We start from the raw sequence: 21,983 nt of genomic DNA on the forward strand, positions 1-21,983 counted from the left end.
TCAGACCACCCGCGCCGGCCGGAATCATCGCTGATCCGAAAGATTTATTTGTCAGTGGTTCACCGGCGAAGCCGTCCACGCTTCGGTGAGCAAGGCGGTGATCTGAGCGGCCGGCGCCGGGCGGGCGAACAGATAGCCCTGCCCCCGGTCGCAGCCCAGCTCGCGCAGCAGGTCGGCGTGGTGATCGGTCTCGATGCCCTCGGCGACAGTGGTCAGGTCGAGGCTGCGGGCCAGGTCGACCACCGCCCGGACCAGGGCCGTCTGGCGCCGGTCGGCGGGGTCGGCCGGCATGAAGGACTTGTCGATCTTCAGGGTGTCGATGGGCAGGTCGCGCAGGTAGGCCAGCGACGAATATCCGGTGCCGAAGTCGTCGATCGCCACCCGGACCCCGTCCGCCCGCAGGGCGTGCAGGTGGGCCAGGGCCTGGGCGCCCGAGCCGATCAGCACGCCCTCGGTGATCTCCAGGGTGAGGGCGGACGGCGGCAGGCCGCTGTCGGCGATCGCCCGGTTCGCCTTCGCGGTGAAGGACGGGTCGGTCAGCTGGCGCGGGGAGACGTTCACGGTCACCGCGATGCCGTACCGGCCGTGCCAGACGGCCGCCTCGGCGCAGGCCCGGCGCAGGACACGCTCGCCCAGGTCGATGATGAGGCCGCTGTCCTCGGCGGCCGGGATGAAGCGGTCGGGCCCGATCACCGGCCGGCCGGGCGGCGTCCAGCGCACGAGCGCCTCGACGGCCACGATCGACCCGCTGCACAGCCCGACGATCGGCTGGTAGTGGACCGTGAACTCGTCGTTCTCGAGTCCCGCGCGGAGGTGCTCCACCATCCGTACACGGTCGATCTGCTCCTGCCGCAAGCGCGGGTCGAACAGCTCGGCCCGGTCCTTGCCCGCCGCCTTGGCGGCGTAGAGCGCCAGATCGGCGTCGCTGAGCGCCTCGGCCACGTCGGCGCCCGGCGCCAGCAGCCGGACGCCGGCGCTGCCCGTCACGTGCAGGGTGTGGCCGCTGACCTCGATCGGAGGGCGCAGCGCGGCCAGCACGTCACCGGCCCGGGAGGTGGCCTCGATGAGGTCGGTGGACGGCAGGAGCAGGGCGAACTCGTCGCCGCCGGTGCGGGCCAGCCGCTCGCCCGGGCGCAGCAGCGGCCGCAGCCGGCCGGCCACGGCGACCAGCAGTTCGTCGCCGATGGTGTGCCCGAGGCGGTCGTTGACGTCCTTGAAGCCGTCGAGGTCGAACAGGATCAGCGCGCCCGACGACGCCACCTCGGCCGTGAGCAGATGCCGGTTGGGCAGGCCGGTGAGCGCGTCGTGCCGCACCATGTGCCGCATGGCCGACCCCTGCCGGCGGACCAGCCGCAGCGTGAGCGTCATCCGGACGACCAGCATCACGGCGATCACGGCCGTGAAGGTCACCGGCACGCCGATGTCGAGCACGTCCAGCTCCTGGTCCTGGATGTCGCGGATCAGCGCGTACGCCGTGGCGGCCGGCCCGATCAGCACCAGCAGCAGATGCACCACCATCAGCTTCCACGAGCCGGCCTTGGGCACCGAGACGGCGCGGTGCGACGCCATCGCCGGGTGCAGCGCGGCCGCCCCGACCAGCGCGAACGCCGCGCCCATGCCGGTGATGCTCAGCTCCGGCCCGCTGACGGTGCCCGCCACCGCGGCCAGGAAGTAGCGGACGTCCGAGGCGACGAACACCACCGTGGCCGCGAGCACGAGCAGGTGGGGGCCGGGCAGCCGTTCCCGCATCGCGAACAGGCGCAGCGCCATGCCGAGCAGCAGCACGTCGGCCAGGGGGTAGACGAGCAGCTCGCGGCTGGGGAGCGTGTCCGCGTCGTACACGTACGGGTCGTAGAGCAGGACCCAGGCCACGAGCGCGCCGGTGCAGACGATAATGCCGGTCTCGGTGATCCCGCCCGAGTCGCCCTCGCTCCGGGGCAGCAGGGCGAGCCCGGCCAGCGCCAGCAGGAACGTCGCCGGGTGCAGCACGGCGACGGCGTTCCAGCCGGGTGCGGCCGAGCTCAGCAGGCCGAGCCCGGAGCAAACGGCGGCCCCGGCCAGCAGGCGCCAGGCCACCGCGCGGTCGGGCCTGTGCAGACGTACACCCCAAGCGGTCCCCGCCGCCGCACCCAGCGCGACCACACCGCTGACAACGCTCCGGCCGGTCAGGCCGAACAGCTGAGCGCCGCCCAGCATCACCGTGGCGGCGACCAGCAGCCACCACCACGCGTGCTGTCTCACGCCCCCATTTTCGCCACCGGCCCCGGACCGGGTCCGGGGATTGTGGGAACTTTCAGAGAGAGGCCAGCAACTCCGAGCACGCCTTTTCGCAGGCCCGGCAGGCCCGCGCGCAGATCCGGCGGTGCTCGTGCATGGAGGCGTGCCGTTCGCACTCCTCGGCGCAGGCGCGGCAGGCGGCCAGACAGGCCTCCAGAAGCTCCCGGGAGGCGGTCTGCCGGGTCAGCACGCGCTCGGTGGCCGCGCAGACGCCGGCGCAGTTGAGGTTGGCCCGGTCATCGCTGTCTCGCCTGTCCCCGTGGTCACAGCCGTGACGGCCGAACCCAGACGAGATCTCACCGTTGTGCGGCCAAGGCCTCCGCGGCGAAATGCAGCAGGTCCTCGACCGACGGGTCCGCGCTCGGCGGCAGCGGCTCCGGGTCCTGGCAGCGGTCGAGCAGCAGCTCGACCAGCGCCGCCCGGTTGATGATCTCGTCGGTCGAGATCATGCCGGGCAGGATGCGGATCTCGACGGTGTCGCGGATCGGCTGGTCGGCGAAGAGCTGGGTGAGGTTGACGTCGAAGTACTTCGTCAGCTCGCCCTCGCCGGCCGCCTTGGCCAGGTCGTCGAAGCCGGGCACGCCGTCGGCCGCCGCGACCAGCTGGGCGGGCAGCGGGGCCAGCCGCCGGCAGGCCGGGTTGGTCCGCAACAGCTCACGCAGCGGCTCGCGCCAGTGCGCGAACAGCCGCACCACGTTGGCCAGGGCGTGCGCCTGGCGGAACGGGGCGCCGTCGACGTGCAGGTGGACGGCGGCCTCGTGGGGCACGGTGAAGCCCAGCTCCCGGGCCGGCCCGAGCAGCTCGTCGAGCGCCCGCTCGTGGTCACGGGCCAGGGGCGGGGTGACGATCTCGCACGGGCGCTCACGCTCGGCGCCCTGCGGTGCGGCCAGGGCGACGGTCGCGCCGTACTCGTCGTCGAGGCGGAACACGTCGGCGATCGGCTCGGGGGCACGGCCCCACAGCTCGCCGGCCGCGTCCAGGACCCGCTCGAGCGGGGCGCCGGGATCGGCGTGCCGGGCCAGCAGGCGCACCAGGCGCGGCTCGTCGCTGAGCACCCGGTACCAGCCGGGCAGGGCCGGCGAGCGCGGGTTGAGCCCGTCGAGCAGGGTGATGTCGTCGACCAGCGTGCACAGGAGCGTGCCGTCGGCCCGCACCACCTCGAACCCCTGGGTGAGGTGCAGGAAACGCCCCAGACCGGGCACCAGGGACGGCTCGCTGTCGTGGTGCCAGACCGGGCGGACCCGGCCGCCGTGGCGGGCGGCCAGGTCGTCGGCGAGCGTGCGCCGGCTGGCGCCTCGCGGCGCCATCAGCTCGATCTCGAAGCCGATGCGCCGGCGCAGCTCCGCGGTCACGGCTGGATCGGCAGCGTCTGACCGGCGAGGATCCGCTTGCCGGCCTCGGCCTTGGCCTCGCCCGCGGAGATCTTCCACAGCTTGGCCAGCTTCACGGCGTCGTCGTAGTCGTAGCCCTTGTTGAAGAAGGCGTTGACGTTCTTCGCCTCCTTGGCCGCCGCGACGTTGGCCGGGGTCGGCTTCACGGGCAGCGTCTCGCCCGCGATCAGCCGCCTGCCGGCCTCGATCTTGGCGTCGGACGGGTCGGCCAGCTTCCAGATCTTGGCCAGTTTCTCGGCCTCGTCCCAGGTGTAGCCGGCGTTGAAGAAGGCGTCGAACTGCTTCTGGTTCTTCTCGATCTCCTCGCTCGACGGCTCGCTCACCTCGGGGTCGGGCGAGGGCTTGATCGGCAGGGTCTCGCCGAGCAGCAGGCGGCGGCCGGCCTCGGCCTTGACGTCGCCCGGGTTGGAGTTCAGCTTCCACAGCTTGGCCAGCTTGAGGGCGTCGTTGTAGCCGTAGCCGGCCTCGAAGTAGGCCTTCCAGTAGTTCTGGAGCTCGGCCTCGCTCGGGGCGTGGCTGGCCGAGGGGGACACGGCCGGCGCGGCGGCCGGGAGCGTGGCCCCGCCGGTGTTGGCCGGGTCGGACGGGAGGAAGGTCGGCAGGTTGAGCACGCCGGCGATCAGGCCGGCCCCGAGCACGGCGCCACCGGCGGCGTACGCGCCGCGGCGGCGGCGCTTGTACTTGCCGGCGAGCTCCTCGACGCGGGCGTAGACGGCGGCCGGGTCAGGGGTCTGGTTCGAATATTTCTCGAAGACCACGCGGAGCTGGTCCTCGTGCTGCTCAGTCACGACTTCTCCTTGACGGGGATCCGGTTCGCGTGCTCCGAGAGACGGAGCGATTTCAGTGCCCTCGACGCGTGGCTGCGCACGGTGGCGGGCGTGCAGTCGAGCAGATCGGCGATGGAGTCGTCGTCCAGCTGCTCGTAGTAGCGCAGCACCAGCACCGCCCGCTGCTTGCGGCCGAGCGTGGCCAGCCTGTTCCACAGCGCGTCGGCCTCGACGACGTCCTGGGCATGGTCGTTCGTCATGCTGCGGGCGTCGTCGATCTCGACCAGGCGCTCCCCGACGGCGTGCACGTGCCGAACCGCCCAGCTGCGCCGCCACGACAGGTACTCGTTGAGCACCATGCGCCGCACGTACGCCTCGGGCGAGTCGGCCTCGCTGATGCGCCGCCATCGGACCTGTGCCCGGGCCAGGACCTCCTGAACGACATCCTGCGCGAGATCGTTGTCGCCGGTGAGGACGACCGCGTACCGCATCAGGCTGGGAAGCCGGGCCATCGCGAATTGCTCGAAGGTCACGAACATGAAGACGTCTCCCGGGCCCGGGTTGTGCAGTCGTCGGCCAAAGAATTTTTTTATCTGTCCGGAACGCCGACGGGCGCCATCACCCGAAGGGCGTTCGCGGCCAGCCCGATCCGTAGCGGGGTGGTGCCGCCGGGCTCGCCGTCGACCTCGACCCGGGCCGGCCGGTCGGTCTCGAGCCACAGCTCGTCCAGCGCGAGGAACGGCTCCTCCCGCAGGCTGCGGCGCGGGCCGGTGGCGGCGTTGCGCGCCGTCTCGCGCAACAGCTCGGTCTTGGCCGGGCCGCCGACCGGGTACGCCACGAGCAGCCGGTCGTCGGCGTTGGCGTCCCCGGTGATCGGGCGCCCGGCGTGATGCCCGCCGTTGGCCACGTACACCTGATGACTCACGAAGACATGACTGCGTTCCCTCGTACGCACGGTGATGCGCAACGGGCGGTGCCGGGTGAGCAGGCCGAGCGCGGTCAGCGGGTAGGCGACCTTGCCCAGCACCCGCTTGAGCAGCGGCGGCGCCTTGAGCATGACCTCGGCCGACAGCCCCACGCCGACATGGTTGGTGAACGCCTGGTCACCGGCGAGCCCCAGGTCGAGGTCGATCACCTTGCCCTGGGCGAGGACCGCGATCGACTCGTCGAGGCCGAGCGGGATCCCCGCCGTACGGGCGAAGTTGTTGGTCGTGCCCAGCGGCAGCAGGCCCAGGGCGATGTCGCGGTGGGCCAGCAGCCGGGCCGCCGTGCTGATCGTGCCGTCGCCGCCGCCGGCCACCAGCAGGTCGGGACCGAGCCCGATCGCCTCGGCCAGGATCTCCGGCAGCTCCTGCGGCCGGTCGACCGGATAGGCCTTGAGCAGCGTGAAGCCCGCCTCGGTGAGCCGGTCGCGGGCGCCCTCGTAGAGCTGCCGCCCGCGCCGGGAGTGGGCGTTGACGACCAGCACCGCCCGGCGCTCGCCGCGGATGGCCTCGGTCAGCTGCTCTTTGGTACGCATCAGGGCCGACCCTATCGGGTCAGCACCGAGGTCCCCGCCTCCACGGCGTACGAGGCGCTGGTGCTCACCGGCGCGTCGGGCACGTCGATCGTCTCCACGGTGCGCACGTCGGTGTGCCACACCGAGCGGTTCACCACGCAGCGCAGATAGCCGCGCTTGGAGCCGTCGAAGTACTTCACGTGCGGGTTGAGGGCCGGGTTGACCGCCTTGAGCGGCGCGTCGAACGCGATCGGGAAGTCGGAGCTGATCGAGGTGGCGGTGAACTCGACGGCGACCGGCCGCTGGTCGAGCCGGTCGAAGTCGGTGCGCAGCTCGCTGAACCAGGTCGAGTGGATGTCGCCGGCCAGGATGACCGGGTTGGCGACCTTGGCGTCGGCCAGGTGCTGGAGGAAGCGGGTGCGCTGCGGCGCGTAGCCGTCCCACTGGTCGAGGTTGGCCACGATCGGCGGCACCGGCGCCCCGGTCGGGTTGGGGAACTTGACGCGGCTCATCATGACCTGCTGAGCGACCACGTTCCAGCGGGCCGGCGAATGGTCGAGCCCGGCCCGCAGCCAGCGCTCCTGGGTCTCGCCGGTCAGCGAGCCGGTGGCGTTGGCCAGGCCGGCCTCGGCCAGCCCGAAGTCGCCCGGGAAGCCGCCGGGCTGGTCGGTGCGGTACTGCCGGGTGTCGAGCACGTTCAGCCGCAGCAGCCGGCCGAAGTCGAAGCGGCGGAAGATGCGCAGGTCGGTGCTTCCCGGGCGCAGGTCGGCCCGAATCGGCATGTGCTCGTAGTAGGCCTGATAGGCGGCGGCCCGCTGCCGGGCGAACTGGGCGACCGTCTGGCGCTTGGCGCCGGTGTCGTCGATCTCGTCGATCAGCCCGGCGTAATTGTTCTCGGTCTCGTGGTCGTCCCAGGTGACGATCCACGGGAACGCGGCGTGCGCGGCCTGCAGCGCCGGGTCGCCCTTGTACTGGGCGTGGCGGGCCCGGTAGTCGTCGAGGGTGACCAGCTGGTCGAGCCCGGCCGTGCGGGGCGCGGTGTGCCGCCGGTCGGCGAAGCGGCTGCTCGGGTCGTACTCGTAGATGTAGTCGCCCAGATGGACCACGACGTCGAGGTCCTCGGCGGCCAGGCCGAGATAGGCCGGCCAGTAGCCGTTCTGGAAGTCCTGGCAGTTCACGATGCCGAAGCGCAGGTTGTGGCCGCGCCCGGCCGTCTTCGTGCGGCCGACCGGGCTGATCCGGCCGAGCGCGCGGAAGCGGTAGAAGTATTCCCGGCCGGCGTCGAGCCCGCGCGCGTCGACGTGCACGGAGTGGGCCAGCTCGGGGCGGGCGATCGTGCGCCCGTGACGGGCGATCCGGCGGAAACGCTCGTCGTGGGCGATCTGCCATTCGACCTCGACTTTGCCCGTCAGGCCCTTCTTCAGCAGGCGGGTCCAGAGGATGACGGCGTTCGGTAACGGGTCGCCGCTGGCCACGCCGAGCGGGAACAGGTCGGCGGCTTTCGTCGCGTAGGCGGAGGCGGGCGGCAGGGCGGCGAGCCCGGCCGCCGCGGCGGCTCCGGACAGGACGTGGCGGCGGGTCAGCATGGCGGCGACTCCTCGACGTCGAGTGAACGCGTCCAATTTCGACCGTCACCCTGTCACGAAGGTCACCGCCCGGCGAAAGGCACGTGACGGAAATATGACCGGCTCAGGCGTTGGCGGCCCGCCGCGCGGTGTATTCGCCGCCGGAGCGGTGCGACGGGTACTGGATGAGGTTGTTGGGGGCGTCCTCCAGGCCGCTCGACCAGCCGCGGCGGCCCTCGAGGGGCTCCTCCTGATAGGTGTCGCGGACCCGGAACTGGCGGCCGTAGTCCATCATCCCGTCGATGAGCCGGTCGACGTCGCGGGCCGGCCGCACCACCAGGCGCATGAACTGGCTGGTCATGCCGAGCTTGTTGCCGCACTCACGGGTGTAGACGCCGTGGTTGGCCACCAGGTAGTCGCGCAGCGCCACACCGGACCACTCGGTGGGCAGCTTGACCAGGATGAAGTTGCCCTGCGACGGGAAGACCGTGATGCCCGGGATGCGGGCCAGCTCGCCGGCCATGGCGCGGCGGTCCCGGCTCAGCAGGCGCAGGCTGTCCTCGTACTCCTCCTCATGATCCTGGATCATGAAGACGACCTTCTCGGCCAGCGAGTTGAGGTTCCACTTGGGCAGCGCCTTGCCGATCTTGCCGGCGATCGACGGGTTGGCCATCAGATAGCCGAAGCGGATGCCGTGCAGGCCGAAGTTCTTGCCGAGGCTCTTGAGCACCACCGTGTTGGGGCGGATCACCGCGTCCGGGCCGACCGACGGATATTGCTCCATGTCGGAGAAGTCGATGAACGACTCGTCGATGACCACCAGGTCGAGGTCGCCCAGCATGTCCATGAAGCGGATGACGTCGCGGCGCGGCAGGTAGCAGCCGTCCGGGTTGTTGACGTTGCAGACCACGGCCACCTTGGAGCCGCGGTCGCGGATGAAGCGCACGTAGTCGTCGAGGTTGAGCCGGAAGCCGTCGCGCTCCTGCAACGGGAACATGTCGACCCGCTTGCCCGTCTCGAGCGGCTGGTCGGTCCAGCGGCCGAAGGTCGGGATCGGGATGGCCACACTCTCCTTGATCAGCAGGTGGTCGATCCAGGTGATCAGCTCGGTCGAGCCGTTGGCCATGGCGACCGTCTGCGGATGCAGGCCGAGCACGCTGCAGAGCTTCTTGGTGATGCTGGTGGAGTCGCTCGGGTAGTACTTCAGGATGTTCTTGAGGTCGCGGCTGAGCTCGTCGAACATCTCCGGGGTCGGGAAGTACGGGTTGCACGGGATGCAGAAGTCCACGATCTCGACGCCCTCGCCCGCGTTGCGCGCGAGGTCGAAGTAGGACGCGCTGTGCGCGCCCTTGTGCAGGATCGAGGTATCGATTCCGGTCCCCGCCATGACGACTCCTTGCTCGTTAGAGGTGGCCGCCCCTCAGTACGTGAACAGAGTTCGAAGGGTTCAGAAATTCTGTTTCCGCAGGTCAGCGTCTTAGGTAAGCCTTAACTGGACCTTGTGACCCAGATCACTTCGCGGTGATTGCCCAGCTAGACGACGGTTCATCCAAGGTCATGTGGGATCCGTCGCGGGAAAGTGTCGGACCCTGGCTTTAGCGTCGGCTCATGACCGAAAGCACGCGCACAGTCACGGCAACCGTGCTGCGCACCCAGGACGAGGTGGAGGCGCGCATCCGCGCCATCTGCTTCAAGACCGGCCCGCCCACCCTGATCGGCGCCGAGCTGGAATGGACCCTGCACCACACCGCGGCGCCCTCCGCGCCACTTCATCCCTCCGACATCCGTGACGCCCTGGGCCGCTACACACCGGAGACCCTCGGCGCACCCGTCCCGCCCGATCCGCTTCCCGCGGGTGGCGTGGTGACCGTCGAGCCCGGCGGCCAGGTCGAGATCTCCTCCGCCCCCGCCACCTCCCTCCCCGCGCTGCACGCCGCGGTGAGCGCCGACACGGCGTTCCTGACCGAGTTGCTCGCCGAGTCCGGTCTCACCCTCGGCGACCACGGCGCCGATCCCTACCGCGAGCCCCGGCGGCTCGTGCGGACCCCGCGCTACGACGCGATGGAGCAGGCCTTCGACGCCCGCGGCCCCGACGGGCGGGTCATGATGAGCAGCACGGCCGGGCTCCAGGTCTGCCTCGATCCGGGCGCCGGCTCGCTGCGGTGGGCCGCCGTCTCCGCGATCGGGCCGGCCATGGTGGCCGCGTTCGCCAACTCCCGGCGGCACGCCGGGCGCGACACCGGGCTGGCCTCGGCCCGCATGGCCGCCTGGCTGGCGATGGACCCCCGGCTCACCCACCCCGTACCCGCGTTCGGCGACGACCCGGCCGGCGACTGGGCCCGCTACGCCCTCGAGGCGCCGCTGACCTGTGTGCGCCGCGACGGCGGCTGCTGGGACGCGCCCCGGGGCCTGACCCTGCGCGACTGGGCCCGCGGCGCGCTGCCGTGGCAGCCGACGCACGACGACGTCGACTACCACCTCAGCCTTCTGTTCCCGCCCGTGCGGCCGCGCGGATATCTCGAGGTGCGCTATCTCGACGCGCAGCCCGGCGGCGACTGGATCGTGCCGGTCGCCGTCATCGCCGTGCTCATGGACGACCCGGGCCCGGCCCTCGACCTGGCCGCGCCCACCGCCGGCCGCTGGGCTGAGGCCGCGCGCCTGGGCGTCGCCGATCCCGCCCTGCGGCGCACCGCCGCCGTCCTGCTCGACCGGGCCTGCCGCCGCCTCGGCGGCTCGGGCCTCGACCCGCGAGTTGCCGAGTCCGCCACGCGGCTCCTGGAGGCATTGACGTGACCATCGAGACCGAACGGCTGCGCGACCGCGTGGCCGCCGAGCTGATCCGCACCCGTGACCGCACGACCCTGCTGACCGGGGCCGTCGACGACGGCGACCTGATCCGCCAGCACTCCCCGCTGATGTCGCCGCTGGTCTGGGACCTGGCCCACGTCGGCAGCCAGGAGGAGCTGTGGCTCGTGCGCGACGTCGGCGGCCGCGAGCCGGTGCGCCCCGACATCGACGAGCTCTACGACGCGTTCAAGCACACCCGGGCCGACCGTCCCGCCCTGCCGCTGCTGAGCCCGGCCGAGGCCCGGCGGTACGTGGCCCAGGTGCGCGACAAGGCGCTCGACGTGCTCGGCGCGGCCCGCCTGGAGGGCCGCCGGCTGACCGTCGACGGCTTCGCCTTCGGCATGATCGTGCAGCACGAGCAGCAGCACGACGAGACCATGCTCGCCACCCACCAGCTGCGCGTGGGCGCTCCGGTGCTGGCCGAGGCCCCGCCGCCGGCCGCCTCGCCCGCCGTGACGGGCGAGGTCCTCGTGCCGGGTGGGCCGTTCGAGATGGGAACCGACACCGAGGCGTGGGCGCTCGACAACGAGCGGCCGGCCCACCGGGTCGACGTCCCGGCGTACTACATCGACCGGGCCGCGGTGACGAACGGGCAATATGCGGCGTTCATCGCGGCCGGCGGCTACGACGACCCGCGCTGGTGGAGCCCGGCCGGGTGGGACCACCACCGGGCGGCCGGCCTGACCGCTCCCCTGCACTGGCGTCGCGACGGCGACGGCTGGCTGGCCATGTCCTTCGGGCGTACGGCACCGATCGTCGACGACGAGCCTGTCGTGCACGTCTGCTACTACGAGGCCGAGGCGTTCGCCGCGTGGGCCGGCAAGCGGCTGCCGACCGAGGCCGAGTGGGAAAAGGCCGCCCGCCACGACCCGGCCACCGGCCGCTCCCGGCGCTTCCCGTGGGGCGACGACACCCCCGAGGGCCGGCACGCCAACCTCGGGCAGCGCCATCTGCGGCCGGCCGCCGCCGGAGCGTTCCCCGACGGCGCGTCGCCGCTCGGCGTCCACCAGCTCATCGGCGACGTGTGGGAGTGGACCTCGACCGACTTCGCCGGATACCCCGGGTTCGCCCCGTTCCCGTACCGCGAATATTCGGAGATCTTCTTCGGCCCCGACTACAAGATGTTGCGCGGCGGCTCGTTCGGCACCGACCGGACGGCCGTCCGGGGCACGTTCCGCAACTGGGACTACCCGATCCGGCGGCAGATCTTCAGCGGCTTCCGCCTGGCCCGGGACGCCGCCCAGGACGCCGCGCGGGACGCCTGATGTGCCGTCATCTGGCCTACGCCGGGCCGGCCATCGCGCCGGCCCGGCTGCTGTTCGACCCGCCGCATTCGCTGTCCCGCCAGTCGTGGGCCCCGCGCGACATGCGGGGCGGCGGCACGATAAACGCCGACGGCTTCGGCGTCGGCTGGTTCCCCGGCCCGGCCGCGGGTGCCGGTGCTCCCGCAGGGGCCGGCGCGGGCTCCCGTGCCGGCGCTGGCGTTGTGCCGATCCGGTACCGGCGGGCCACTCCCCTCTGGAGCGACACCACCCTGCCCGCCCTGGCGGCGTCGCTGAGGGTGACCGGGATGCTCGCCGCCGTGCGCAGCGCGACCGAGGGCATGCCCGTGGTGGAGACCGCGGCGGCGCCCTTCGGCGGAGGGGACGGGCCGTGGCTGTTCAGCCACAACGGCAGGGTGACCGGCTGGCCCGGCTCGGTGGACAAGCTCGCCGCCACCCTGCCCACCACCGATCTGCTCACCCTCGAGGCGCCGACCGACTCAGCGCTGCTGTGGGCGCTGGTGCGTGACCGGCTGCGCACCTCGACCCCGGCCGAGGCCGTCGCCTCCACGGTGGCCGATGTCGAGGCGGTCGCGCCCGGGTCGCGGCTCAACCTGTTGCTCACCGACGGCACGACCATCGTGGCCACCACGGCGGGTCATTCGCTGTCCGTCCGCCGGGCCGACGGGGTGACAGTCAGCTCCGAGCCCCTCGACGACTCACCGGAATGGCAAACCGTCCCCGACCGTCACCTGCTCGTCGCCACCGCGAGCGACCTCGCCCTCACGCCCCTGGGAGCGCCATGACCACCACCGACGTCTACCTGGACGACGCCTACATCGAGCGCTCGCTGCGCGCCGACGTGGTCGCCGGCCTGACCGCCGACCCCAAGTGGCTGCCGCCGAAATGGTTCTACGACGCCCGCGGCAGCGAGCTCTTCGAGCAGATCACCGAGCTGCCCGAGTACTACCCGTACCGGGCCGAGCGGTCGATCCTGGCCGCCCGCGCCGCGTCGCTGCCACCGGTCCGCACGCTGATCGAGCTCGGCTCCGGATATTCGACCAAGACCCGGCTGCTGCTCGACGCGCTCGGCTCGCTCGAGACGTACGTGGCCATGGACATCTCGGCCTCGGCCCTGGCCGCCGCCGCCACACAGATCGAGGCGGACCATCCGGCGCTGCGGGTGCACAACGTCGTCGGCGACTTCGGCCGCCACCTCGGCCACCTGCCGGCCGGGCCCGACCGGCTGGTCGCCTTCCTGGGCGGCACCATCGGCAACCTCGAGCCGGCCGAGCGGGCCAAGTTCCTGGCCGCCATCCGCGAGGTCCTCCATCCGGGCGAGCGCCTGCTGCTCGGCACCGACCTCGTCAAGAGCCCGCGCGTGCTGGTGCCGGCGTACGACGACGCGCAAGGCGTGACGGCCGGCTTCAACCGCAACGTCCTCCGCGTGATCAACGCTTCGCTCGGCGCCGACTTCGACGTCGACGGCTTCTCCCACCAGGCCCTGTGGAACGACCGCGACGAGTGGATCGAGATGCGGCTGCGGGCCCGCTGGCCCATGCGGGTCACCATCCCCGCCGTCGGCCTGGTGATCGAGCTCAACTCCGGCGAGGAGATCCGCACCGAGATCTCGGCGAAGTTCCGCCGCGAGGGCGTCGAGAAGGAGCTCGCCGAGGCCGGCTTCACCCTCGACCAGTGGTGGACCGACCCCGAGGACCGCTTCGGCCTGTCACTGGCGTCGGCGGTCTAAGGCCGCAGGTGAGCCTTCGCGTCGTCGTACCCGGCCCCGCCGGGCGTGTCCCCGGCCTCGTACACCAGATGGAGAACGCCCGTCCCGAAAGCCTGTGACGACCGGAGGGTGAGCGGCAGCGGCCGCTCGCCCTCCGGGAAGAGACGACCGCCTCGGCGCACGGCGATCGGGTGCACCAGCAGATGCAGCTCGTCGAGCAGACCGGCCTCGATGAGCTGGACCACGACCGACGGTGAGCCGCTGATGCCGATCGGGCCGCCCGGCTCGTTCTTCAGCGCGGTGACCCCGTCGAGGAGGCCGCCCCGTAGCTGCTCCGAGTTGCGCCAGGTGAAATCGAGCTCCCGGTGGGAGACGACGACCTTGCGGCAGTCGCCGAAGTGCTGGGCGAAGGCCGCGTCGTCCCCGCCGGCCAGCTCACGCTCGGGCCAGGCGCCGGCGAAGCTGTCGTAGGTCTTCCGCCCGACCAGCAGCGTGTCCGTCACGCCCTCACCGACGACGGCGCCGACGGCCGCGCCCATCTCGTCGTTGAAGTACGGGAAGTGCCACTGGTCGGGCGCCTCGACCACGCCGTCGAGGGAGATGAACAGGGTCGCTCTGATCGCTCGCATGCCCTACAGACCGGCGTACGGACCGGAACTCATCGGTTGAAGCGGAAGATCGCGAAGTCCATGTACTCCACGTGACCACCGACGAGCAGCTTGCCGCCGGGCTGCACGGTGAGGGTGTTGCCGTATTCGGGGGCGCCGGCCACGTCGGTGGTGTGGGACCAGAGCAGCCGGCCGTCCGGCCGGAACTCGGCGAGCAGCACGTCGCCGTTCACCCCTCCGGTGACCATGATGCGGCCGCCGGCGCCGACGACCGGCGAGTTGAGTGACGGGAAGGTCGTGGTCACCAGGCCGTCGTGGCCGAAGCCGCGGTCGGGTCGGCCGTTCGGCAGGTAGCGCAGCAGGGCCGTGCGCCCGGTGCCGTTCTTCTGGGTCCACGCGGTCATCAGGATGCGGCCGCCGGCGGTGATCTGCGGGGCTCCCCCGCCGTCGATGCCCTGCGGCCCGGTGATGTCGCGGGTCACCCGCCCTCCTTTGCCGAAGGAGGTGTCGAGGGCGCCGTCCGGCGTGAAGCGGGCCAGCATGATGTCGCCGGTCGGCTCGGGCAGGGTGCTCCACCACATGGTCGAGCCGCTCACCACGATGTGACCGTCCGGTGTGACGGCCATGCCGCTCACCTGATCGAAGTCGCGTTCGCCGACGTCGGCGCGGACCACGCCGCCGGCGCCGAACGTGGTGTCGGGCGTTCCGTCCGGCAGCAGCCGGGTCAGCACGGGCGGGTCGCTGCCGTCCTCGGTCACCGCGGCCACCGCGACCAGCAGCTTGCCGTCCGGCCGGGGTGACACCGCGGCCACGCTGGAGGCGGCCAGCCCTTCGCCGAGGTCCGGGTAGAGCGTGCTCAGCACGGTGCCGTCACTGGCGTACGTCACCAGCACCGCGGTCTGGCGGCCGCCGGGTGTCACCCGGCCGCCGACGATGATCCGCCCGTCGGGCAGCAGGGTGAGGGTGGTCGGGTGTTCGCCCTCGGTGCCGGGGTGAACGTCCGTGCTGACCTTTCCCCAGCTGCCGAAGGAGATGTCGGGATAGCCGCTCGGAAGGCGCCGGACGAGGTTGAACCCGAAGTTGCCCGGGCCCATGGCGAGGATGTTCCCGTCCGGCTGCACCGTCAGGGCGGCCACCTCGTCGCCTCCCCCGAAGTCGTCGTAGACGGCCCCGGTTCCGGCGAACGACGTGTCAAGGCTGGGCGCCCCGGCCGGTGCGATCAGCGCACCGGCCACGACGGCGGCCAGCAGACCAGGTACATACATGACGACCACCTTCCTCACTCACGGTCCACGCTGGACGGTGTCGGCACAGTCTCCGGGCGCCCGTGTGAGGTCGGTGTTGCCAGTTCACGATGTGTGAGAGGCGCCCTTCCCGCCGGAACGGGAAGGGCGCCGATAAATCCCCTATGACGGGCCGTCGTAATAGCCCGGCGGGGCGACGAGCACGGAGTCGAAGTAGGCGCCGTCCTCGTCCTCGTCGTCGGTCTCCGGCTCGCAGAGCCGGCTGAGGGAGAGCAACAGGTCGGGGGCGACGATCAGAGCACCGTCGTCCTCGGAGATGACGCGGGTCGACTCCCGCAGCCGCTCGATGACGACCTCGCTGCGGGTGGCGAAGACGTCGATGCCCGCGTACGTCACGGGCACCGGCGTCAACGGCCGGAAGATCTCGACACCGTTCACCCGGTCGTTCATGGTCAGCGCCACGACGGTCAGGCCGCTGTCGAACTCCGCCCGTCCACGGGTCGGCACGGCGGAGTTCCGGGAACCGAGGTGCGCGAAACCCTCGATGCCGGACAGCGCGCGTTCCGCCTCGTCGATCCCCATGCCGACCCGTACCGGGCCGGCACCCTCAGGTGGTAGTAGCTCGAGCACCAATGCTCTCCCTCGTATGGGAACGGATCACCCGATGAAGCTGGGCACTGTTCGCAATGATTGATAGCCGGAGTGGCTGGACAGGCTGGCCACCATGTCCGCGATGGCACCGTCGTACTTGGTGCCGAACCGGCGGCGGATGTCGTCGATGTCCATCTGGATCGCCTCGTCGATGCGACCGGATCCTACCAACTCTTTCTGCCGCAACTGCCACGCCTGCGACTGATGGCTGGAGCCGGTGCTGTAGACGGCCCGGTGGTCGTCGTAGTCCATCTGGATCGACGGACCGTCCTTCATCTTGATGCCGAACGGGGTGATGGACTGCTTCGACGGCAGGTGGTTGATCTCGGTGCCCGGCACGTTCTTGCCCGTGGCCGGATCCTTGAGGTCGCGGTACTTGCCGCCCTTGTAGACGTGCCCGGCGGCCGCGCAGTTCGGGCCGTTCGGGTTGTTGTTGTGGACGAGGACCGACTCCTCGCCGGCGACCACGTAGTACGTGTGCAGGTCGTCGACGGTGAGGTCGTAGGTGATCTCCTCGTGCTCGTACGAGCGGACCGCCGAGACCTGGACGTACGTTCCGGCCGACGTGCGCAGGAGTTCGCCCTCGCGCAGGTCGCCCGCGTCGACCCACTGCTGGCGGGTCTCCGACCAGAACGGGTGGTGCTCGGTGGTGGTCAGCGAGTCGGACGAGCCGTCGGCCCCGGTGACGGTGACGTCGACGAATTCCTTGTCGTCGTCGGTGCGGATGGTGTGCGTGACCTGCCGGTCGGCGGTCTCACCGGTCTGCGGGTCGCTGGCCTGGACGGTGTCGCCCGGTTCGACCTCCTCGATCGGCTTGCGGGTGCCGTCGGCCAGCAGGACCGTGGTGCCGGCGACGAAGCTGTGCCGGACCGGGATCGGGCAGGACGCCCCGTCGCCCGCGTCCTTCTTCGTCTTCGCCTTGGCCTTGGCGGCCAGGGCTTTCGCCTTGGCCTGGGCCTCGGCGGCCGCCTTCTTGGCCGCTCTCTCCGCGGCTGCCTTGGCCGCCGCCGCCTTGTCGGCCGCCGCCTTGGCCGCCGCGGCCGCCGCTTCCTTGGCCGCCTTGGCCGCGTCCTCGGCGCCCTTGATGATCGCCTTGGCCCACTTCAGCTCCTGGAAGAAGGTGACCACGGCCTTGCCGGCCTTGTAGATCGCCTCGGCGATCTTCTTGGCCTTGAAGATCTTGCCCCAGGGCAGCGCCCCCACGACCATCGTGACGCAGGCGACCAGGTCGCCCTTGAGGCAGTTGAGGATGTCGTTGATGCCGAGGAGCTCCATCAGGATCTGCCCGCCGGCTTCCAGGATCACGTCGAGCGTGCTCTTGGACTGCAGCTGGTTGGCCTTGGCCAGATCCTCCGGCGACGGGCCCTGTGTGGCCGCGGGCGTCGTCGCCGTGGTGGTCGGCCCGGCGTCCGGCACGAGGCCGGTCGGGTCGCTGTACGCCAGCGGGTTGTTCGCGGCGTACGTGTAGGCCGAGCCGACACCCGGGCCGGTCGGCATCGGGTCGCGGCTGTCGAAACGGCCGGTGCCCGGGTTGTAGTTGCGGGCCCGCATGAAGTAGTTGCCGTCACCCGAGGTGTTGTCCTGATAGGCCCCGGTGTACTGCAGCGGGTTCTCGATGCTCTCGCCCGGCAGTTGCTGCCCGGCCAGGGTGGGACCGACCCGCGGGTTGCCGAACGGGTCGTAGTCGTAGCCCTTCTCGAGCGTGCCGTTGGGGGCCAGCAGGTTCGCCGTGCCGCCCAGCCAGTCGTGCGTGTACGAGTGCACCCCGCTCGCCGGGTCGATCAGCGCCAGCGGCTCGTCGTCCGGCCCGAACGTGAAGCCGCGCTTCTCGGTGACCGCGCCGCCCTGCTCGACCGTGTCGATCGCGATCTGCGGCAGCGTCCCGGCCACGTCCCACGACCAGCGCTGCGCCGAGGTCTGCTGCTGGAAGGCCGAGACCGAGGAGATCCGCAGCCCGCCGGCGTCGTAGTTGAACGCGGTGGACTGCCCCGACGCCAGCGTCGCCTTGGCCAGGCTGTTGTCGAGGTTGTACTGGAACTTGTCGCCGCCGGCCTTGATCTGGTTGCCGCGCTCGTCGTACTTGTACTCGGTCTCGCGCTCGTGCGACGGGCCCTCGACCTCTTCCTCGGTGAGCTGGTCGGCGTCGTCGTACTCGTACTCGGTGACGTCGTTGCCCGCCGTGCCGGTCCGCACCTGCTTGGTCCGGTTGCCGTTGAGGTCGTACCTGTAATCGATCTTGCCGACCGGCTTGACCGTCTTGTCGGTGCAGGAGGCCACGCCGTAGCAGGCCGAGATGATCTGGTCGGCCTCGTCGTAGCTGTAGGCGACCGACTCGGCGATGCCGCCGCGGGTGGTGACCACCCGGCTCGGGTTGCCGACCTTGTCCAGCGTCAGGTCGTACTTGGAGATCGGATCCTGCACGCCCGGCACGGCCTCGCCGGTGCGCTCGGTGCCGATCGAGGTGAGCCGGCCCGCGTCGTCGTAGACCCGCTTCTCGGTCAGGCCGGTCGCGGCCGGCAGCGTCGTCGTGGTCCGGCGCCCGGACACGTCGTAGCCGAAGCCCCAGGTGGCGCCGGCCGCCGTCTGCGAGGTGATCCGGCTGGCGGCGTCGTAGCCGTACGCCACCGTGGTGCCGTCCGGGTACTGGCGGCTGCTGACGTTGCCGCGCGTGTCGTAGTCGTACGAGAAGGTCTCGTCGGCGCGACCGGCCTCCTTGCGGGTGACCGACTTGATCTGGTCCTCGTCGTCGTAGACGACCTCCCGGACGCCGGTCGGGTCACCGTAGGAGGTGGTCCGGTCCTTGGCGTCGTAACCCCAGTTGTAGACCACGCCGCCGGTGCCGAGCGTGCGCTTGGCGAGGCGGTTGACGATGTCGTACTCGTCGACGATGGTCCGCTTGGCGATCTCGGCCGGGCTGAGGTCGTCGAACTCGTCGTCGTCGCCGAGGGTCAGCGTCTGGATCCGGTTGCCGTCGGCGTCGTACTTCGCGTACGTGCTGCGCCCGATCGGGTCGCTGGTGCGCAGCAGCCGCCCCGCCTCGTCGTAGTAGACCGAGGTCGTGTTGCCCTTGGGGTCGGTGACCGAGGAGAGGGCGCCGTCCTCGCCGTACTTGTAGAGGGTCGACTCCTCCTCGGGGTCGTCCGAGTCGAACTCGGCGTTCGGCGCGGTGACCGTCCGCGGCTGGTCGTCGTCGGTGTAGGTGAAGCGGGAGACGTGACCGTTGGCGTCGGTGGTGGAGACCGTCCGGTTCAGCGCGTCGAACTTCGTCGTGGTGACGTTGTCCAGGGCGTCGATGCTCCGGACCGGGTTGCCGGCCAGGTCGTACTCGAAGTGCGCGGTGAAGCGCTCCTTGTCGGCGCCCTCGACGTTGCCGCGCGGCTCGGTGACCGAGGCCATCAGGCCGTCGTCGGTGTACGTGAAGGTGGTGATGCCCCCGGTCGGGGAGATCTCCTTGATCTTGTGACCGGCGGCGTCGTACTCGGTCTTGGTCTGCGCCCCGCCCGTGTCGGTGATGCCGGTCTGCCGGCCCGCCTTGTCGTACTCCATCGCCGCGGTCCGGCCCAGCGCGTCCTTCGTGCTGGTGACCAGGCCGCTGTTGGCCCGCTGCGAGGTGGACGACTTGCCGAGCTCGTCGACCGTCTCCACGCTGCGGTCCAGGTCGTCGACCTTGTAGTCCTTCACGACCACCTGGCCGTTCGGGTACGGCCGGCGCATCTGGATCAGGTTGTCGTTGTGGTCGTACTTGTAGGTGGTGGTGAAGTCGGCCTTGTTCGCCCCGGGCGCGTTGCCGCGCGGCGAGGTGACCGACTCGACCAGGCCCTTGACGTTGTACGCCCAGCTGGTGACCAGGTCGGCCTCGTGCTTCATGTCGATCGCGGCGGTGGAGCGCCGCCCGGCCGCCGTGTACGTGTAGAGCAGCGTGCGCCGCTCCTCGAACGTGGCCTTGGGCAGGCCGTTGTCGAAGTAGCTGTACGAGGTGGACACGCCGCCCGAGGAGGTCGACTTCTTCAGCCGGCCGGCCGCGTCGTACTCGCTGGTGTCCGGGTTCTTCTTGGTCGGCTCGTAGACGGCCACGGTGCGGTCGAGGTCGTCGTAGACCGATCGGGTGGTGTAGGTCTCCCGCTTGGCGCCGGCCACGGTGCCCCGCGGATCGGTCACCGCGACCTTGCGGCCGACCTTGTCGTAGCCGTACTCGATCCGCCGGCCCTCGGGCGAGACGGCGGCCTTGGTCAGGCCGGCGTTGAGCTCGCCGTTGGGGATGTTCTCGTACTTCGAGACCTTGCCGAGCTGGTCGGTGACGGTCAGCGGCCGGCCCCGGTCGTCGTACGTGTAGGTGATCGAGTGGTTCTCGGGATCGGTGGTCTTGACCAGCTCGTCGAACTGGTTGTACTCGTCCTTCCACGTCTGGCCGTCGGCGTCGACGTGGGTGGTCGGGTTGTTGCGGGCGTCGTACTGGGTCTTGGTGCTGAACCGCTTGCCCGGCGCGAACTGCTCGATCAGGTTGCCGGCGGCGTCGTACTGCGACTCGTGCTGGTTCTGGTTGCCGTTGACCACCAGGTTGCGGTTCAGCGTCGAGTCGTACCGGTGATTGTTGGTGTCGCCGTTGCCGCGCTGCGAGTGCAGCAGCACGTTGCCCTTGTATCCGTCCCAGACCACGACGTTGTCGGCGTCGGTGGTCTTGGCCTCCTGCTTGGTGGCGTTCCACTCGAACGTCGTCGCGGCGCCCAGCGCGTCCAGCTGCCGGGTGACCCGGCCGGTGGCGCCGTACTCGTTGGTCAGCGTCACGACCTTGCGCGGGTCGATGGCCTGGGTGAGCAGGCGGGCGGCGTTGTACTTGTACTGCCAGATCTGACCGGAGGCGTCGATCACCTTGGTCAGCAGGCCGTCGGTGTAGAAGTACTGGGTCTTGCGCCCGTCCGGCAGGGCGATCGACTGGATCAGCCCGCCGGCCACCTTGGCCACGGCCTTGCGGCCGGAGGCGTCGGTCACCGTGATGCTGGTGTCGGTGTGCGCGAACCGCAGGCCCACCTGGCGCGGGTTGAGGATCGAGGTCATCCGGCCCTGCGCGTCGAACGTGAACACGATGTTCTCGCGCGTCGTCAGCGACCAGCCGTCACCGGCCTTGCGCAGCGTCGACCGCACACCCGGCGGCCGTACGTATCCGTCGCCGTCGGCCTTGAACAGGGTGTCCGAGCCGTCCTCGGCGCGGACCAGGGCGCCACCCTCGACCGGGGTGACCTTCAGGTCGTACACCCAGGCCCATCCCGGCCCGAAGGCCGAGGCCCCGGTGTTGAGCGACGAGTAGGCCCGGCCCGACGTGAACGGGATCCCGAACGAGATCATCGACAGGTCGCTCTCGCTGAGCGAGAAGCCACCGGTGCCGGTGTTCACGCCGATCGCGCGCACGGCCTGGCTGGCGTTCGTCATGCCCAGCGCGGCCGAGCATCCGCAGCCGGCCGCCTGCCGGTCCGGGATGGCCGGCGGGTCGACGGTCGTGCGCGGCTGCGCGTTCTCCGAGTTCGCCGACGGCACCTCGCCGTCCGGGTAGAGCCCGGTGATGGTGACGAAGTAGCTCTTCCCCGCGTCGAGCTGCCAGCCCTGTTCGGCGCCGAGCGACTTGCAGTAGCTGCGCAGCTCACCACAGCCGTCGTTGCCGAGCTGGTCCTTGCCCAGCACGGCCGATTCCTGCTTGGTCTGCGACTCGGCGTCGAACAGGTCGACCCGCCACGAGTCGAACCCTTGGTCCTTGAGGTTGAAGTAGGTGACGAGCGAGGTGTCGCCGACCACGAATCCGGGCCGCAGCACCACATCCACAAATGCTTCGCCCGGCGCCGCCTCAGCGGCCCGGGCGACGGCGGCCTTGCCTACTCTTTCGGCTTCGCCGCCGGCTTGCACCAGCGGCGGTACGACCGGAGGCCGCTCGCTCTCGGCCAGGGCGACCTCGCCGGCCGCGCCGGCCGGGACAGCCCGCTGCTGCGGGCCCTGCCCGGCGGTGACCTTGGGAACGTCGCCCGGATCGGCGAAGGCCGGCACATCCGCCGGCGGTGCCAGCGTCCCGACCAGAAGGAATGCGCTGAAGCCCGCCAACCAGCGGGCTCGCGCGAAACGACGCGCATACGACATGAACGATTACCCCTCCCCCGT

Annotated in this window: 16 protein-coding genes; 4 read left to right on the plus strand and 12 right to left on the minus strand. The window is 70.9% G+C overall.

Translation table 11 applies throughout. The features are described from left to right. Positions 1–51: 51 nt before the first annotated feature. The 8 genes from ACFY36_RS32695 to ACFY36_RS32730 all read right to left on the minus strand — a co-directional run bounded on the left by ACFY36_RS32695 (position 52) and on the right by ACFY36_RS32730 (position 8,885). Positions 52–2,241: a putative bifunctional diguanylate cyclase/phosphodiesterase gene (locus tag ACFY36_RS32695; RefSeq protein ID WP_499749770.1), complete on the minus strand. Its 2,190-nt coding sequence runs from the start codon at positions 2,239–2,241 to the stop codon at positions 52–54. A gap of 52 nt (positions 2,242–2,293) precedes the next feature. After that, the gene (locus ACFY36_RS32700) at positions 2,294–2,608 is read right to left on the minus strand and encodes a four-helix bundle copper-binding protein (RefSeq protein ID WP_499749864.1); all 315 of its coding nucleotides are present in this window, start codon (positions 2,606–2,608) and stop codon (positions 2,294–2,296) included. Next, entirely contained in the window at positions 2,574–3,629 is a 1,056-nt protein-coding gene (locus tag ACFY36_RS32705; RefSeq protein WP_499749771.1) for an amidoligase family protein, read from the minus strand. The genes ACFY36_RS32700 and ACFY36_RS32705 overlap by 35 nt, the downstream gene beginning before the upstream one ends. After that, the gene (locus tag ACFY36_RS32710; RefSeq protein WP_499749772.1) at positions 3,626–4,456 is read right to left on the minus strand and encodes a hypothetical protein; all 831 of its coding nucleotides are present in this window, start codon (positions 4,454–4,456) and stop codon (positions 3,626–3,628) included. The genes ACFY36_RS32705 and ACFY36_RS32710 overlap by 4 nt, the downstream gene beginning before the upstream one ends. Beyond that, positions 4,453–4,974, minus strand: coding sequence for a SigE family RNA polymerase sigma factor (locus ACFY36_RS32715; RefSeq protein ID WP_499749773.1), 522 nt, complete (start codon positions 4,972–4,974; stop codon positions 4,453–4,455). Before ACFY36_RS32715 ends, ACFY36_RS32710 begins: the two co-directional genes overlap by 4 nt. A 50-nt stretch (positions 4,975–5,024) precedes the next feature. After that, a complete protein-coding gene (locus tag ACFY36_RS32720) occupies positions 5,025–5,954 on the minus strand; it encodes a diacylglycerol/lipid kinase family protein (protein WP_499749774.1) in 930 nt (309 codons plus the stop codon). Positions 5,955–5,965: 11 nt separating this feature from the next. Continuing rightward, on the minus strand, positions 5,966–7,519 hold the full coding sequence (locus tag ACFY36_RS32725; protein ID WP_499749775.1) for an alkaline phosphatase D family protein: 1,554 nt from the start codon (positions 7,517–7,519) through the stop codon (positions 5,966–5,968). 103 nt (positions 7,520–7,622) lie between these two features. Then, positions 7,623–8,885 carry a pyridoxal phosphate-dependent aminotransferase gene (locus tag ACFY36_RS32730; protein ID WP_499749776.1) on the minus strand — a complete coding sequence of 421 codons (1,263 nt, stop codon included), beginning with the start codon at positions 8,883–8,885 and terminating at the stop codon, positions 7,623–7,625. A gap of 221 nt (positions 8,886–9,106) precedes the next feature. Between ACFY36_RS32730 and egtA the strand changes: the two genes are divergently transcribed. Genes egtA through egtD form a run of 4 tightly spaced genes read left to right on the plus strand, consistent with a single transcriptional unit; the run spans position 9,107 to position 13,357 of the window. Next, complete coding sequence (gene egtA, locus ACFY36_RS32735) at positions 9,107–10,291, plus strand: ergothioneine biosynthesis glutamate--cysteine ligase EgtA (RefSeq protein ID WP_499749777.1); 1,185 nt, start codon at positions 9,107–9,109, stop codon at positions 10,289–10,291. Further along, positions 10,288–11,610, plus strand: a complete 1,323-nt coding sequence (egtB, locus tag ACFY36_RS32740) for an ergothioneine biosynthesis protein EgtB (RefSeq protein ID WP_499749778.1) — start codon at positions 10,288–10,290, stop codon at positions 11,608–11,610. Before egtA ends, egtB begins: the two co-directional genes overlap by 4 nt. Continuing rightward, the gene (gene egtC / locus ACFY36_RS32745; protein ID WP_499749779.1) at positions 11,610–12,413 is read left to right on the plus strand and encodes an ergothioneine biosynthesis protein EgtC; all 804 of its coding nucleotides are present in this window, start codon (positions 11,610–11,612) and stop codon (positions 12,411–12,413) included. The genes egtB and egtC overlap by 1 nt, the downstream gene beginning before the upstream one ends. Then, the gene (egtD, locus tag ACFY36_RS32750; RefSeq protein WP_499749780.1) at positions 12,410–13,357 is read left to right on the plus strand and encodes an L-histidine N(alpha)-methyltransferase; all 948 of its coding nucleotides are present in this window, start codon (positions 12,410–12,412) and stop codon (positions 13,355–13,357) included. Before egtC ends, egtD begins: the two co-directional genes overlap by 4 nt. On the opposite strand, the gene ACFY36_RS32755 is transcribed toward egtD, so the two are convergent. From ACFY36_RS32755 to ACFY36_RS32770, 4 genes are all read right to left on the minus strand, one after another. Continuing rightward, entirely contained in the window at positions 13,354–13,965 is a 612-nt protein-coding gene (locus ACFY36_RS32755) for a dihydrofolate reductase family protein (protein ID WP_499749781.1), read from the minus strand. The genes egtD and ACFY36_RS32755 overlap by 4 nt on opposite strands. A gap of 29 nt (positions 13,966–13,994) precedes the next feature. Continuing rightward, positions 13,995–15,209 carry a hypothetical protein gene (locus ACFY36_RS32760; RefSeq protein ID WP_499749782.1) on the minus strand — a complete coding sequence of 405 codons (1,215 nt, stop codon included), beginning with the start codon at positions 15,207–15,209 and terminating at the stop codon, positions 13,995–13,997. A gap of 141 nt (positions 15,210–15,350) precedes the next feature. Beyond that, positions 15,351–15,818 carry a hypothetical protein gene (locus tag ACFY36_RS32765; RefSeq protein WP_499749783.1) on the minus strand — a complete coding sequence of 156 codons (468 nt, stop codon included), beginning with the start codon at positions 15,816–15,818 and terminating at the stop codon, positions 15,351–15,353. A gap of 27 nt (positions 15,819–15,845) precedes the next feature. Next, positions 15,846–21,962, minus strand: a complete 6,117-nt coding sequence (locus tag ACFY36_RS32770; RefSeq protein WP_499749784.1) for a polymorphic toxin-type HINT domain-containing protein — start codon at positions 21,960–21,962, stop codon at positions 15,846–15,848. Positions 21,963–21,983: the final 21 nt, after the last annotated feature.

The sequence above is a fragment of the Actinoplanes sp. NPDC000266 genome (assembly GCF_042899005.1).
In the GTDB taxonomy this organism is placed as follows: domain Bacteria; phylum Actinomycetota; class Actinomycetes; order Mycobacteriales; family Micromonosporaceae; genus Actinoplanes.